Here is a 13,956-nt window from a genome sequence, read left to right on the forward strand (position 1 = left end):
TCCCTTTTCGTTCCGTGGAGCTGAGGGGACTCGAACCCCTGACCCCCTGCATGCCATGCAGGTGCGCTACCAGCTGCGCCACAGCCCCGGAAACTTGCTGTTCCGGTCGGTTTCTCCGGAGCAACCTGACCAGCCTAATGCACTTTCCCCGCAGTACCAAATCGCTCCCACGGGCGGGTTTCAGTGGCCCCTGGCAGATGTTTGGGCTGTCTCCGCCGATAGCCCCTGACGCCCGGCCGGGACCGGGGCACATAAAAAAATCCGCCGGAATCACAATGATTCCGGCGGATTGTCCGGTGGAGCTGAGGGGACTCGAACCCCTGACCCCCTGCATGCCATGCAGGTGCGCTACCAGCTGCGCCACAGCCCCGAACTGCTGCCGCTCCTTCGAGCTTTTTTCGGGTTTCCCCGAAGCAACTCAAATATCTTAGATCAGCGGTTCCAGGAATTCCAAATCGGGAATACTCCGCGGAGCGGCGCGGGTTTATTCGCTGTCGGACGTGGCCGCGGCGGCGTCTTCCAGTTGCAGGTCCACCACCGGGCAGTCTTTCCAGAGCCGCTCAAGCGCGTAGAAGACCCGGTCCTCTTCGTGCTGGACGTGGATCACGATGTCGGAGTAGTCCAGGAGGACCCAGCGGCCGCCGGATCGGCCTTCGCGGCGGACCGGCCGCAGGTCCTGCTTGGCAAGTTCTTCCTCGATGCCGTCCACGATCGCGTTGACCTGACGCTCACTGGGGGCTGACGCAATGAGGAAAACGTCGGCCAGTGCCAGGCGTTCACTCACGTCGAGGGCAACAATGTCCTGGGCAAGCTTGTCCGCAGCAGCCTTGGCGGCGTCGCGGGCAATGGTGATGGATGTATCTGATGCAGTCACGGGACTCCTCGTTGATGGAAAAACAGGGTGCGGCAGGTCAGGGATTCATGCCGCTGATGATCAGGACGACGCCGGACACGAGGGCCACGACACCGAAGGCAAGGATGCAGAACTGCAGGATGCGGTTGCGTCTCGCGCGGCCAAGGCCGGCGGTGGCTGCGTCCAGGGGTTCCAGCCCGTAGGCCGAGCTGGCCGGGACCCTCGGAACGTCCTCGAAGGTCGCCTGGCTGTCCGGAAAGACAACGGGCTTGGGACGAGTGGCCGCTTTGGCCGCAGCTTCCGCCCGCGCAATGACCTGCGAACGGCCGGACACCGGCTCGGCTGCGCGGGCCGCCCTGGCCGCCGGCTTCTTCTTACTGCCACCGGCTGCAGGAACCTTGGTTCCCGGCCGGGTGGTGACCGGAACGTGGGATGTTGCCGGCGGCTTCATGACGGGACGGTCCACGCCGGGAACCTGGACGAATTCCAGCGGCGTGACCATGGCCAGGTTGCTTGTGGTGGACGGGCCCGGCCGGTCCTGTGGCGGATTCGACTTGGGCGGGTTTGCCTTCGGCTGCGAAGCCGTGGGCGACGCTGCCTTGGGTGGCGGGTTCCCGAAGGGCGCGGCCTTAGGCTGGGCCGGCGCCGATCCTGCGTCCGCGGCCTGGCCGTCGGCGGGAGCTCCAGCTCCGCCGGCCTGCTCCGCCAGTTTCTGCCGGGCCATCGCACGCCGGTTCAGCACTGCTGCGCGTTCCGCCAAGGCGATCTGCTCAGCAAGGATTTCTGGATCCACCGCCTCCGGATCCATGGAGGCGATGTGCTCCATCTTGGCGATCTGGTTTTTGGCCTGCTCGGCAATCAGGGAACGGGCCGCAAGCGCCTGTTCAACAGTCATCCCCGCAGGGCCGGAGGGAGCGCCGGCCGTCTTCGGTGCCGGCGTGCCGGACGGCGCACCCGGCGCCGCCGGTGCCTTGCTCTCTCCCCCGGCGGATGGTGCAGCTGTACTGTCGCCGGCGGGTTCCGGACGGACAGGCGCTTTCGACGGGACAACAGCCGGCGTGGCGGCGGGAGGAACGATCGGGTTGGCCGAGGTGAGGGCCTGCTCCTTCAGCTGCTGCAGGCGGAGCTGGCGGCGGGTGGGAGGACCGCCCGCGGCAAGCTGGCCTTCCTTTTCCTCCAGGTCCTTGATGGTGCGCAGGGCTGCCCTGTCCCTGGCGCGGATTTGGGATGACCGTTGCGTGTGTGCCGGCACCGCGGCGGGCTGGTCCACGGGCTGCTGGTCCCGGTCGGGAGCTGCAGGAAGTTTCGCGGCAGCAGGTTTGGCGGGCGCAGGTTTGGCGGGCGCAGGCGCAGCGGCTGCCACGGGCTTTTGGGGCTTCCCGGTTGTCCCGGCCGTCGCGGCTGACGACGGCTTCGTGGCAGGCGAAGGCTGGTCCTTGCCCGCGGGAACTGCCGCCTGCTGGGCGGCGTCCCGCGCCTTCCGGAGTTCCCGGCGGCTGCGGATGGGGGGTTGTTCCTGGCTCATTGAGAACTCATTCAGTGCTGGCTCGTTCGCGTGCTTCGGAAGATTGATCGTCCCCGGCTGCCGGTGCGTACAGCCCATACTTCGCGATGTACTGCACCACGCCATCAGGTACCAGGTACCAAACGGGATCGTTTCCCGCTACCCGGGTGCGGCAGTCTGTGGAAGAGATGGCCATGGCCGGCACTTCGAGGAGGCTGACGTCGTCGCGCCCCATGCCGTCAAGGACGTGGCCCGGACGGGTGACTCCAACGAAATGGGCCAGGGACCACAGTTCGTCGATGTCCTTCCAGGACAGGATCTGCGCGAGGGCATCAGCGCCGGTAATGAAGAACAGGTCCGCGTCAGGGCGCTGCGCGCGAAGGTCGCGCAGGGTGTCGATGGTGTACGTGGGACCGGGGCGGTCCACATCCACCCGGCTCACCGTGAACCTCGGATTGGAGGCAGTGGCGATGACCGTCATCAGGTAGCGGTGTTCCGGCTCGGTAACCCGTTTGTGGGACTTCTGCCATGGCTGTCCGGTGGGGACAAAGACGACCTCGTCCAGGTCGAATTCCGCAGCCACCTCACTGGCGGCAACAAGGTGGCCGTGATGGATGGGGTCGAACGTCCCGCCCATCACGCCCAGCCGGATCCGGCCCTTGTCACTGCTCCGGCGCAAAATGCGGGAAATGTTAGTGGCCCTGCCCGCGATCGTGCTTGTTCGGGTGCTGGCGGTGCGGGTCCGCGTGCTCCTCCGTGGCGGTGTGGCGGTTGCCCAGGTTGGTATAGGACAACGTGACGAACATCATGACCATCAGGATCGCAAACATGACAATGCCGAAGACCCACGGCTCAGCCCACAGCGGCGCGAGTTCCTCGTGTTCAGCTTCGCCTGCGGCGGCGATGGTCGTGGCGATCTGCTGGAACAGCATGTTCTCCCCTAGGTTCAAGTATTTTGGGGCAGCGGACTTTCCCGCTGCTTTTTTGGCGTCTGGTCTATGTTACCGCGTTGCTACCCGCGGACCTGGCCTTCACCCTGGACGATCCACTTGGTGGTGGTGAGCTCGGTGAGCCCCATGGGCCCGCGGGCATGCAGCTTCTGGGTGGAGATGCCCACTTCGGCGCCGAGCCCGAGCTCCCCGCCATCGGTAAACCGGGTGGAAGCGTTGACGATCACGGCAGCGGAATCCACCTCGGCGATGAACCGTTCGGCATTGGCGAGGTCGTTGGTGAGGATCGCCTCCGTGTGGCCCGTGGACCACTTCCGGATGTGGCGGACCGCTTCGTCCAGACTGTCCACCATTGCCACGGCAAGGTCCAGGTCCATGTACTCCGTGCCCCAGTCCTCGTCCGTGGCGGCGTCGGCAGCTACCGAAGCCGGGAGGGCCGCACGGACGCGCTCATCGGCATGCAGGCGGACGCCGGCCTTGCTGAGCGCTTTGGCCACGGCGGGAAGGACGGTAGACCCGGAATGGACCAGGAGGGTTTCCACGGTGTTGCAGACGCTGGGCCGCTGCGTCTTGGCGTTGAGGAGGATCTCCACGGCCATGTCTTCGTTGGCCGATTCGTCGATGAAGATATGGACGTTGCCTTCGCCTGTCTCGATGACGGGCACGGCGGAGTTGGTCACCACCGACTGGATGAGGTCGCGGCCGCCCCGCGGGATGAGGACGTCTACCCTGCCGCGGGCACGCATCAGCACGGTGGCGCCGGCACGGCCGTACTGGTCCACCGTCTGGACGGCGTCCGCGGGCAGCCCCACCGACTCCAGGGCTTCGCGCAAGACCCTGACCAGGACGCCGTTGGTTGATTCCGCCGCGCTGCCGCCGCGAAGGATGACGGCGTTGCCGCTCTTAAGTGCAAGTCCTGCGATGTCTACGGTGACGTTGGGCCGGGCTTCGTAAATGGCCGCCACAACACCCATGGGAACGTTGACCTGGCGCAGCCGCAGTCCGTTAGGAAGGGTCTGGCCGCGGACCACGTTGCCTACGGGGTCCGGCAGGTTGGCGAGGTTCTCCAGGGCGGCCACCAGTCCGTCGATGCGGGCGTCGGTGAGCGTCAGCCGGTCCAGCAGCGCTGCCGATGTTCCGTTGGCCTTGCCGTTGGCGACGTCTCGCGCGTTGGCGTCGAGAATGGCGCGGGTGTTGGCCTGAAGCGCCGCCCCGACGGCGCGCAGGCCGCGGTCCTTCCAGGCCCGGTTGGCCATGGCCATCCGGCGGGCGGCGTGGCGCGAACGGTCGGCGATGGCGTGTACCGCGGCCTCGATTCCGGCATCGGTGAGCGGACCGTCCCCCGGGGCGGGAGCTGCTGAGGGGGCCTGCCGCTGCGGGGTGGCCGTGGCGGCGGTGTCTGCGGAGTTGTCGGCAGTCGTGTGGATCAGGGCCTCAGTCATGGTTCAAGTTTAGGCGAGGCGCCGGTTCAAACCAGCACCAGGTCGTCAACATGAACAACTTCACGGTCGTAGCCGGTGCCGAGTTCCTCGCCGAGGTCGCGGGTGGACCGTCCCAGCATGCGTGGCAGCTCTTCGGAGGAGTAGTTGACCAGGCCCCGGGCCACGATGGTGCCGTCGGCACCTGCGATCTCGACGGCGTCGCCCGCTTCGAAGACGCCGTGAACGGCGGATATGCCGGCCGGCAGCAGCGAGGTCCGGTGGTGGCGGACGGCCCGGACGGCGCCCTCGTCCAGGATCAGCCTGCCCTGGACAGAGGCAACGTGGGCAAGCCACAGCAGGCGGACGGGTTTGCGGGCGCCGTTGACGGTGAACCAGGTACCAACGTCCTCACCGTTGAGTGCGGCGGCGGCATTGGGCGTGGAGGTCACCAGCGCGTGAATGCCGGATCCTGCAGCCATGCTGGCCGCCTCCACCTTGGTAAGCATGCCGCCGGTGCCAACCCCGGCTTTGCCGGTCTTGCCGATGGACACTCCCTCGAGGTCGTGCGCGCCGGTGACCAGCGGGATCCGCTTGGCACCCTGGGCGGGCGGCCCGTCATAGAGGGAGTCGACGTCGGACAGCAGGACGAGCGCGTCGGCGCGCACCAGGTGCGCCACCAGTGCGGCCAGCCGGTCGTTGTCGCCGAAGCGGATCTCATGGGTGGCCACGGTGTCGTTTTCGTTGACCACCGGGACCACCCCGAGGTTCAGCAGCCGGTCCATGGCGCGCAGGGCGTTGGTGTGCTGGCTCCGCCGCATCAGGTCTTCAGCGGTGAGCAGGACCTGGCTGACGGTAACGCCGTGGGCACCAAAGGCCTGCGTGTACCGGGCCATGAGGAGTCCCTGCCCCACGCTGGCAGCAGCCTGCTGGGTGGCAAGGTCCCGGGGACGCTTGGCCAAACCAAGCGGTGCCAGCCCCGCGGCGATGGCGCCTGAGGAAACCAGGATGATTTCGGTGCCGCTGTTGCGCTTGGCAGCCAGGGCGTCCGCGAGGGCGGTGAGGGACTCCTCGGAAATCCCGCCCTTGATGCTTGTCAGCGACGAGGAGCCAACCTTCACCACAACCCGGCGGGCCCCGGCCAGCGCACTCCTGTCCACGGAACCGGACGCCGGTTCCGTGGCTGTAGCCCTAGGACTCATCGCCGGAATCCAGGCCACTTTCCTTAATGGGCTGGGCCGCGCGCCGTCCACTGACGGACTCTGTCCAGATGCCGGCCTTGCGTTCGGCTTCGAGTTCGGCGCGGGCTGCGGCCTTGGCATCCCGGCGTTCCTGCTGCTCCTCGCGCTTCTGGCTGCGGGTGGGGCGGTCGCCGGTGTCGGCGAAACGGATGTCGGTGCCGCGCGGCGACGCCAGCAGTTCGGCACCTGCCATCATGGTGGGCTCCCAGTCGAAGACCACGCCGTCGTCTTCACCAATTACCACGGTGTCACCCGGCTTGGCGCCCATCTTGAACAGCTCGGTTTCCACGCCCAGCCTTGCGAGCCGGTCTGCCAGGTATCCGATGGCTTCTTCGTTGGTGAAGTCCGTCTGCTTGACCCAGCGCACGGGCTTGTCGCCAAGGACACGGAACAGCGGCTCGTGGGCCTTCTCCTCGCGGCGGATCCGGAACCCGGTTTCATTTACGGCGCGCGGACGCAGCACGGTGGGGGTAACCTTCGGCGGGGCGGCTTCGACGGCATCGCGTGCTGCCTTGACGATCTCGGCCATCGCGAAGCCGAGCTGCCGCAGGCCCTCGTGGCTGGTGGCCGAGACCTCGAAGACCCGGTAGCCGCGGGACTCCAGCTCAGGGCGGACGAATTCGGCCATGTCCTTGCCGTCCGGCAGGTCCACCTTGTTCAATGCCACGAGGCGGGGACGGTGGTTCAGCGGGACCACTTCGCCGTCCTGGCCGGCGTAGCTCATGTCTACCGCGTACTTTTCAAGCTCGGTCTCGATGATGGAGAGGTCGGACAGCGGATCGCGATCGGATTCGAGCGTGCCGCAGTCCAGGACGTGAACCAGGGCGGCGCAGCGTTCCACGTGCCGCAGGAAGTTGTGGCCAAGGCCCTTTCCTTCGCTGGCACCTTCGATCAGGCCCGGGACGTCCGCGATGGTGAACCGGACGTCGCCCGCCTGGACGACGCCCAGGTTGGGAATGAGGGTGGTGAACGGGTAGTCGGCGATCTTCGGGCGTGCGGCGGACATGGCGGCGATGAGGCTGGACTTGCCGGCCGACGGGAATCCCACCAGGGCGATGTCTGCAATGGACTTCAGCTCCAGGACGATGTCGCTGGATTCGCCTTCGATGCCGAGCAGGGCGAAGCCCGGCGCGCGGCGCTTCTGGGAGGACAGGGCAGCGTTGCCCAGGCCGCCGGGTCCGCCGGCGGCGGCGATGTACTCGGTACCCTCGCCCACCAGGTCCGCCAGCACGGTGCCGTCCTTGGACTTCACCACCGTGCCGTCCGGGACAGGCAGGACCAGGGTTTCGCCGTTCTTGCCGCCGCGCCAGTCGCCCATGCCGGGACCGCCGTTGGTGGCGTGCCGGTGCGGGGCGTGGTGGTAATCGAGGAGGGTGGTGGTCTGGTGGTCCACGCGGAGGATCACGTCACCGCCATTGCCGCCGTTGCCGCCGTCGGGCCCGCCGAGGGGCTTGAACTTCTCCCGGTGGACGGAGACGCAACCGTGGCCGCCGGTACCGCCGGATACGTGCAGTACTACCCGGTCTACAAAGCTGGCCACGTAAATCTCCTCAGTGTCGTGTGGGCGCCCCTGGACGCCCTATCGATTGTAATGCGCTTAAAAGAACAGTGGAGCGGGCCAACTGGCCCGCTCCACCGCTTCAGAACTGGTTGTTACTCTGCAGCTGCAGCAGCAACGATGTTGACGACGCGACGACCGCGGCGGGTACCGAATTCAACGGCGCCCGGGGTCAGTGCGAACAGGGTGTCGTCGCCGCCACGGCCAACGCCGGCGCCCGGGTGGAAGTGGGTGCCACGCTGGCGGACGATGATCTCGCCGGCGGAAACTACCTGGCCGCCGAAGCGCTTGACGCCGAGGTACTGTGCGTTGGAGTCACGACCGTTGCGAGTGGAGCTCGCGCCCTTTTTATGTGCCATCTGAAATGCCTGCCTTTAAATTCTGGGGAATCTGCTGAAAACCTGAACAGTAACCGGTGGTTACTTGATGCCAGTGATCTTGACCTTGGTCAGTTCCTGACGGTGACCCTGGCGCTTCTTGTAACCGGTCTTGTTCTTGAACTTCTGGATGACAATCTTAGGACCACGGAGGTCCTGGAGGATTTCAGCCGTAACGGTCACCTTGGCCAGGTCAGCAGCGGCAGTGGTGATCTTGTCACCATCAACCAGGAGCAGTGCGGGCAGCTCGATGGTGCTGCCAGCCCCACCGGCGACGCGGTTCAGGGTAACGAAGTCTCCAACAGAAACCTTCTCTTGGCGGCCGCCTGCGCGGACAATCGCGTACACCACTTGGGAACTCACTTCTCTCGACGTTTATAACTAAAATTGCGTGCGGCACCCGTGCACTGGTTGGCTGGGTTCCCGCTGTGCCTCAACGCCGTGGATTTCCCGAAGGTCTCCATGAGTTATCCCGCAGGACTGCCTTGTGTTTTCCACGTTGGCATGTTCCCGGGGTCATAACCCAAGTGTTGGCGTAAGCACCGAAGATCCAGAATACGCTAATTCCGTCTCCGGCCGCAAATGAGGCTGGCTCCGGCGGGTCGGCTGTGATAGGAACCACAGACATCGTCCGCCACCGGGGCCGTGCCACACCATAGTACCGGCAGCACGGCCCGGCAGCTTCAGGAGTGGAGCCGCGGCGCGTCGAAGAACTCCACTTCCAGCCGGCAGGACTGCCGGAAAGCGGTGGCCATGGCCTGCCGCTCGTCATCGGAGGCCTTCCGTGCAGCGTCGTCCACCATAGCGATGGCCCGGCGTGTTGCCGCTGCGAAATCCTCGTCGGCATAGGTGCGCAGCCACTCGGCGTAAGGGTGGCCTGCCGGTTCCCCGTCCGCAAGGAACCTTGCATGGAGCGCCTTGCCGGCGTCCGCGTACAGCCAGAAGCAGGGCAGGACAGCTGCCGCCAGGACTGCATAGCTTCCCGACGCCGACGCAGCGGTCAGGTGGTCCACGTAGGCCTTGGTGACGGGCCCCAGTTGGGGACGGACGGTGCGGGTGCTGAGCCAGGAACGGTGCAGTTCCGACTCCACTTCGAGGCATTGCCGTGCCGAGCCCGCCCAGAACAGCTGCTCGGCTTCCGTGGGGGCCAGCGCGCTGGCCCGGGCAAGGACGCGCGAATACCCGTTCAGGTAGATGGCATCCTGCGCAAGGTAATACGCGAACTCGTTTTCCGGAAGTGTCCCCGAGGCCAGGCCCTCGATGAAGTCCAAGGCGTAGATGGCCTCAAGGTGGACGTCGGCATCTTTCCGCAGTTGCGCCGTGAAGTCGCCTGGCCGAAGGGCTTTCCGGATGTGGTGGAAATGGTGCACAGGCCCGTTGCCTGTTCCCACCTCCAGCACATCAGACGCCGCCAACGCCCCAGCAAGCCAGGGTTTTACTTCCCGAAGAGCTGCTTCCCAGTTGCCTACCTGTGCCTGGACCGTTGCCATGGCGGAGGACAGGGAGCAGCCTGTGCCGTGGCTGTTGCGCGTTGCAACCCGCTCCCCCGGGATTTCGACGACGTCAGCAGACAGCATGCCGGCCGGGCCAATCAGGGCGTCCGGGCAACTGCTGCCCTGCAGGTGCCCGCCTTTGACCAGTACGGCAGTGCCGGTGGCATCGGCCAGCCGCCTGCCCTGTTCCAGGGCTGCCTCCCACGTGTCCTGTACGTCTTCCTCCAGCAGCATGGCCAGCTCAGCCAGGTTGGGGGTGACAAGGTGGGCCAGCGGCACCAGGTTGCGGAGCGCGGCTTCGGCGCTCTCCTGCAGCAGCCGGTCCCCGCTGGTGGCAACCATGACGGGGTCCAGGACCACGACGGCGGGGCGCACCTTCTCCAGCCAGGTGCGCACGGCGGCGATCACCTCGGCGTCGCCCAGCATGCCGATCTTGACGGCGTCCACGTGGATGTCGTCGCTGATGGCCGCCAGCTGCTGTGCCAGGAACGATGCCGGAGGAACATGGACAGCGGTCACCCCACGGGTGTTTTGGGCTGTGAGGGCAGTGATGGCGGCCATGCCGTAGCCGCCGTGGGCCGCGATGCTTTTGAGGTCCGCCTGGATGCCGGCCCCGCCGGAGGGGTCCGAGCCCGCGATGGCCAGGACGCGGGGCACGTCCCGTCCGGCTGCCGTCAGTGCGGCGGCGGAGGGATTGGGGAACGGCGTGGCTGCAGGTATGGCAAGGGTCGTAGACAAAAGAGACATCCCTTCGCCGGTACTAACCGGACAGGTTCAACGGGTGTGGATCTCAGCCGGGCCTGGTGCGCGGCACCCCGTGTCGGTTCCCCAGCCTAGCCGTTGGACAGCAGTCAACCGAAAGGTGACTGCCCCTGTTAAGCGCGCTGCTGAGGGGGACTCCCTGTTAACGGCAGAAGCCCGGCCCACCACAGGAGTGGCGGGCCGGGCATCTGGCGTTACCTGGGTCCGGTCAGAGCTCTGAGGCCGGAACCCCTACGCCCAGGATGATGGGCGCATCGGCTTTGGCTGCCGGTTCTGCCGGCGCGGCAGGCTCAGGTGCCTTGGCCGCATGGGAGTGGCCTTCGCTGGCCGCCGGAACACTCTCGTGGTGTTCCACGGTGGTGGCGTTGGCTGCACCCTGTGCCCTGCTGGCACTGCGGTTACGCCGCGGACGGCGCTGCCGGGACGGGTCGGCGGTGGCTGCGGCGTTCAGCTCACGCGCCGGGGCCGCAGCAGCAACGGGCTGCCGGGGTGCCGAAGCCACTTCCTCCGCCGGTTCGGGGGCGGCCGGCGCGGCCTGGGCCGTGCCGGACTCCCGTGACGGGCTGCCAACAGGCGAAGCCGGCTGGCCCAGGTGGGCAAACGCTTCGGCCAGCCGGTCAAGCGACAGCGCAGGTGAGGCCTGGTGCTCGTCTGCGTGCTCAACGAAGGGCAGCGCGACCTTTTCGCCGCCGAACGTCAGGACAGCCGCGGGGCGTGCCGGCATCCCGTCGTCGTGCTTCTCCGTGGTGCCCGCGTCCTGCAGGGCAGGAGTTTGCCGAGCCGCCACCTCGTCATCATGCAGGTGGGCAGCGTGCGCGGCCGCGGCAATGTTCGCCAGGGCCAGCCTGGTGGCTTCAGCCTTGGCATGGCGTTCGGCCTCGTGCGGGTCCGGCTGGACGGGGTGGGCGGCCACGGCTGCGGGTGCGGGTGCCGGTTCGGCCGCCTGGCCGCCCCGTCCGCGGCGGCGCTTGCGTTCGCCGCGGTTACCTTCCTGGTTGACGTCGGTGCGCTGGCCCTCATTGCGCTGGCCTTCGCTGCGGTTGCCCTCGTTCCGGTTCCCACTGGGGCGGGCGTCGGAACGGTGGACGTGCTGCTCGGCAGCCACGATGTTGGCGCGGCGGTGCTCCACGGGGTCGTCGTGGGTGACCACGCCGCGGCCGGCACAGGCTTCGCACTGCTCGCCGAAGACTTCGAGGAGCCCGGTGCCCATGCGCTTGCGGGTCATCTGGACGAGTCCCAGCGAGGTGACTTCCGCTACCTGGTGCTTGGTGCGGTCGCGGCCCAGGCATTCCACCATGCGGCGCAGGACGAGGTCGCGGTTCGATTCCAGGACCATGTCGATGAAGTCGATCACGATGATGCCGCCAATGTCGCGCAGCCGCAGCTGGCGCACCACTTCCTCGGCCGCCTCAAGGTTGTTCTTGGTGACGGTTTCTTCGAGGTTGCCGCCGCTGCCGGTGAACTTGCCGGTGTTGACGTCCACCACGGTCATGGCTTCGGTCCGGTCGATCACCAGCGAGCCACCGGAGGGCAGGAAGACCTTGCGTTCGAGGGCCTTGTGGATCTGCTCATCAATCCGCCAGGCAGCGAAGATGTCCTGGTCCTTGGTCCACTTTTCGAGGCGTCCCACCAGGTCCGGGGCCACATAGGTGACATAGGCCTCGATGGTGTCCCAGGCTTCCTCACCGGAGACAATCAGCTTGGAGAAGTCCTCGTTGAAGACGTCACGGACCACCTTGATGGTGAGGTCCGGTTCGCCGTACAGCAGCTCCGGAGCCAGGACTTTGGTGGAGGATGACTGGCTTTCGATGCCTTCCCACTGGGCGCGGAGCCGGTTGATGTCGTGGGTCAGCTCCTCCTCGGACGCCCCTTCGGCCGCCGTGCGCACGATGACGCCGGCCTGCTCCGGCAGGCGGTCCTTGAGGATGCGCTTGAGCCTGTTCCGCTCGACGTCGGGCAGCTTGCGGGAAATTCCGGTCATGGAACCGCCCGGGACGTAGACGAGGTAGCGGCCCGGCAGCGAAATCTGGCTGGTCAGACGGGCGCCCTTGTGGCCCACGGGGTCCTTGGTCACCTGGACCAGTACGGTGTCGCCGGACTTCAGCGCGTTCTCGATACGGCGCTGCTTGCCTTCAAGGTTCACTGCTTCCCAGTTCACCTCGCCCGCGTACAGGACGGCGTTGCGGCCGCGTCCAATGTCCACGAAGGCAGCTTCCATGGACGGCAGCACGTTCTGGACCTTGCCCAGGTAGACGTTGCCGATCAGCGAGTCCTGCTGGGTCTTGGAGACGAAGTGCTCGGCCAGAACGCCGTCCTCGAGGACGCCGATCTGGATTCTGTCGTCGCGCTGGCGGACGATCATCTGCCGGTCCACGGATTCGCGGCGGGCCAAGAACTCCGCTTCGGTGATGACAGTGCGGCGGCGGCCCGTGTCCCGGGATTCGCGTCGGCGCTGCTTCTTGGCTTCCAGGCGGGTGGAGCCCTTGACGGAGGTGACGCGGTTGCTGGCGGGTGCCTCGCTGACGGCACGCGGGGCGCGGACACGGGTCACGGTGTTGGGCGGATCGTCGCCTTCCCCGCCGGTCAGTTCGAGGTCCTGGTCACCGCGGCGGCGACGGCGGCGACGGCGGGACGTTACGCCGTCTTCCGCCGGACCGGTTTCATCCTCGTCCGATTCGTCGGAGGCGCCATCGGCGTCCGAGCCGTCGGTTCCGGCGTCCTCGCGGTCGTCCAGCCGGCTGCGGCCACGGCGGCCACGGCTGCGGCGCCGGCGGCGGCCGGAGGATTCCTCGGATTCGTTGTCCTCGGCGTCGTCCTGGTCTTCGCCCTGATCCGCTGCGGCGGGCGCGGCGGGGCGGACGACGGTACTCAGGTCGGGGGCCTGGAACAGCACGGAGGTGGGCGAGGCAGGCTCGAGGAACAACGAGGCGAAGGCGCCGGGTTCCTCGGCAGCTTCCCCTGCAGCCGGGGCGGCTTCGCCCGGCGTCGTTGCGGATTCTCCTGCAGCCGCGGGAACCGCCGTGCCGGTGGCCTGCGCCGGCCCGGCAGTGGCTTCGTCAGCGTCAGGTTCCTGTTCTGCAGCCGTGGTTACTGCTGCCTGCACGGCCGCCTTCCGGGCTACGGCACCCCGGTCCTCCGTTTCAGCGTCCAGCGCGACAGCGGCGGGCGGTTCCTGCGCAGCGGCGGGCGTTTCCGCGGAGGCCTGCGTTTCTGCAGGGTCCCCCGCAGGAGCCGCCTTCCTCGTGGCAACACGGCGGCGGCGGACCGGCTTGGTCTCTGCCTGTTCCGCGGGCACTTCGCCGGCAGCAGCCGCTTCTGCAGCAGTGTCAGCGCCGGCGTCGGCAGCACCAGCGGCCGCACCGGAACCGGCGGGGTCTGCATCGATGGCGAAGGCGGGCAGCGGCTCTGCGGCGTCTGTCTTCTTCCTGGCCCGGGGACGGCGCGCGGCGGCTTTGGCCGGGGCTGCGGGGGCGTCCGCGGTCTCGGGCGTCGCAACGGCAGCCGGGGCATCGTCCGGAACCGCCTCTGCAGCGGGGGGTGCGGCTACGGCGTCATCGGCCTTCGGCGCTGCCTTGCGTCGGGTCCGGGGAGCCTTTTTGGGTTCGGCCGCGGCTTCCACAGCCGGTTCAACCTCGTTAACGGAAAGCTCTGTTTCATTGTTCATCTGTGGCAACACTCCTGCCCCTGACGTACCGCCACATCCGGCACCCATTGGGGCACATATTGTCAAAACCCGCAGGCGCTGACAGAAGTCAAGTGGATGCTCCCAGGTTCGCACCGGCCTTGGGGTGCGGCAGCCC

The 13,956-nt window shown here is 67.1% G+C and carries 11 protein-coding genes, 2 tRNA genes and 1 riboswitch; all 13 genes read right to left on the reverse strand.

All coding sequences use genetic code 11. The annotated features are described in order from the left end of the window. Positions 1-15: 15 nt before the first annotated feature. Positions 16-88: transfer RNA gene (locus ACHL_RS10760), tRNA-Ala, on the reverse strand. 209 nt (positions 89-297) lie between these two features. After that, positions 298-370 (reverse strand) — tRNA-Ala (locus ACHL_RS10765). Between the two features lie 114 nt (positions 371-484). Further along, positions 485-874 (reverse strand): ribosome silencing factor, encoded by a 390-nt coding sequence (rsfS, locus tag ACHL_RS10770; RefSeq protein WP_015937323.1) that lies wholly within the window; start codon positions 872-874, stop codon positions 485-487. Between the two features lie 37 nt (positions 875-911). After that, positions 912-2,378 (reverse strand): hypothetical protein, encoded by a 1,467-nt coding sequence (locus tag ACHL_RS10775; protein WP_015937324.1) that lies wholly within the window; start codon positions 2,376-2,378, stop codon positions 912-914. A gap of 7 nt (positions 2,379-2,385) precedes the next feature. Further along, positions 2,386-3,036, reverse strand: a complete 651-nt coding sequence (nadD, locus tag ACHL_RS10780; protein ID WP_268157358.1) for a nicotinate-nucleotide adenylyltransferase — start codon at positions 3,034-3,036, stop codon at positions 2,386-2,388. 13 nt (positions 3,037-3,049) lie between these two features. Then, complete coding sequence (locus ACHL_RS10785; RefSeq protein ID WP_015937326.1) at positions 3,050-3,289, reverse strand: hypothetical protein; 240 nt, start codon at positions 3,287-3,289, stop codon at positions 3,050-3,052. 80 nt (positions 3,290-3,369) lie between these two features. After that, positions 3,370-4,749 (reverse strand): glutamate-5-semialdehyde dehydrogenase, encoded by a 1,380-nt coding sequence (locus ACHL_RS10790; protein ID WP_015937327.1) that lies wholly within the window; start codon positions 4,747-4,749, stop codon positions 3,370-3,372. A 26-nt stretch (positions 4,750-4,775) separates the two neighbouring features. Beyond that, the gene (proB, locus tag ACHL_RS10795) at positions 4,776-5,927 is read right to left on the reverse strand and encodes a glutamate 5-kinase (RefSeq protein WP_015937328.1); all 1,152 of its coding nucleotides are present in this window, start codon (positions 5,925-5,927) and stop codon (positions 4,776-4,778) included. Beyond that, positions 5,917-7,506, reverse strand: a complete 1,590-nt coding sequence (obgE, locus tag ACHL_RS10800; RefSeq protein ID WP_015937329.1) for a GTPase ObgE — start codon at positions 7,504-7,506, stop codon at positions 5,917-5,919. The genes proB and obgE overlap by 11 nt, the downstream gene beginning before the upstream one ends. 113 nt (positions 7,507-7,619) lie before the next feature. After that, positions 7,620-7,883 (reverse strand): 50S ribosomal protein L27, encoded by a 264-nt coding sequence (gene rpmA, locus ACHL_RS10805; RefSeq protein ID WP_009372867.1) that lies wholly within the window; start codon positions 7,881-7,883, stop codon positions 7,620-7,622. Between the two features lie 60 nt (positions 7,884-7,943). Further along, positions 7,944-8,252: a 50S ribosomal protein L21 gene (gene rplU / locus ACHL_RS10810; protein ID WP_015937330.1), complete on the reverse strand. Its 309-nt coding sequence runs from the start codon at positions 8,250-8,252 to the stop codon at positions 7,944-7,946. 332 nt (positions 8,253-8,584) lie between these two features. Continuing rightward, positions 8,585-10,141, reverse strand: a complete 1,557-nt coding sequence (gene thiD, locus ACHL_RS10815) for a bifunctional hydroxymethylpyrimidine kinase/phosphomethylpyrimidine kinase (protein WP_015937331.1) — start codon at positions 10,139-10,141, stop codon at positions 8,585-8,587. Further along, positions 10,124-10,222: riboswitch (TPP riboswitch) on the reverse strand. Its footprint overlaps the gene before it by 18 nt. Before the next feature lie 142 nt (positions 10,223-10,364). Further along, positions 10,365-13,820, reverse strand: coding sequence for an Rne/Rng family ribonuclease (locus ACHL_RS10820; RefSeq protein WP_015937332.1), 3,456 nt, complete (start codon positions 13,818-13,820; stop codon positions 10,365-10,367). Positions 13,821-13,956: the final 136 nt, after the last annotated feature.

Origin of the sequence: Pseudarthrobacter chlorophenolicus A6 (genome assembly GCF_000022025.1) — a bacterium.
GTDB lineage: Bacteria > Actinomycetota > Actinomycetes > Actinomycetales > Micrococcaceae > Arthrobacter > Arthrobacter chlorophenolicus.

What these genes read in the sequence shown, in the direction of transcription:
- thiD (WP_015937331.1), bottom strand. Translation starts at nt 10,141, where the DNA reads ATGTCTCTTTTGTCTACGACCCTTGCCATACCTGCAGCCACGCCGTTC.
- ACHL_RS10820 (WP_015937332.1), bottom strand. Translation starts at nt 13,820, where the DNA reads ATGAACAATGAAACAGAGCTTTCCGTTAACGAGGTTGAACCGGCTGTG.
- ACHL_RS10790 (WP_015937327.1), bottom strand. Translation starts at nt 4,749, where the DNA reads ATGACTGAGGCCCTGATCCACACGACTGCCGACAACTCCGCAGACACC.
- ACHL_RS10775 (WP_015937324.1), bottom strand. Translation starts at nt 2,378, where the DNA reads ATGAGCCAGGAACAACCCCCCATCCGCAGCCGCCGGGAACTCCGGAAG.
- ACHL_RS10785 (WP_015937326.1), bottom strand. Translation starts at nt 3,289, where the DNA reads ATGCTGTTCCAGCAGATCGCCACGACCATCGCCGCCGCAGGCGAAGCT.
- rpmA (WP_009372867.1), bottom strand. Translation starts at nt 7,883, where the DNA reads ATGGCACATAAAAAGGGCGCGAGCTCCACTCGCAACGGTCGTGACTCC.
- proB (WP_015937328.1), bottom strand. Translation starts at nt 5,927, where the DNA reads ATGAGTCCTAGGGCTACAGCCACGGAACCGGCGTCCGGTTCCGTGGAC.